Below are 468 nucleotides of genomic sequence, written 5' to 3'. Positions count from 1 at the left end.
GCCTACGGGGGGCAGCAGTGGGGAATTTTGGACAATGGGCGCAAGCCTGATCCAGCCATGCCGCGTGCAGGATGAAGGCCTTCGGGTTGTAAACTGCTTTTGTACGGAACGAAAAGGTTTCTTTTAATACAGGGAACTGATGACGGTACCGTAAGAATAAGCACCGGCTAACTACGTGCCAGCAGCCGCGGTAATACGTAGGGTGCGAGCGTTAATCGGAATTACTGGGCGTAAAGCGTGCGCAGGCGGTGATGTAAGACAGAGGTGAAATCCCCGGGCTCAACCTGGGAACTGCCTTTGTGACTGCATCGCTGGAGTGCGGCAGAGGGGGATGGAATTCCGCGTGTAGCAGTGAAATGCGTAGATATGCGGAGGAACACCGATGGCGAAGGCAATCCCCTGGGCCTGCACTGACGCTCATGCACGAAAGCGTGGGGAGCAAACAGGATTAGATACCCCGGTAGTCCG

Annotated in this window: 1 rRNA gene; it reads left to right on the top strand. The window is 55.8% G+C overall.

Annotation, left to right across the window (positions count from 1 at the left end):
* Positions 1-468: ribosomal RNA gene (locus tag OO306_RS28115) — 16S ribosomal RNA — on the top strand; the annotation flags it as partial.

Source organism: Pseudomonas sp. DCB_AW (genome assembly GCF_026240895.1).
Classification (GTDB): domain Bacteria; phylum Pseudomonadota; class Gammaproteobacteria; order Pseudomonadales; family Pseudomonadaceae; genus Aquipseudomonas; species Aquipseudomonas kermanshahensis.
Note: the sequence above shows the minus strand (reverse complement) of the source record. Positions and strands in the feature narration are given on the sequence as shown.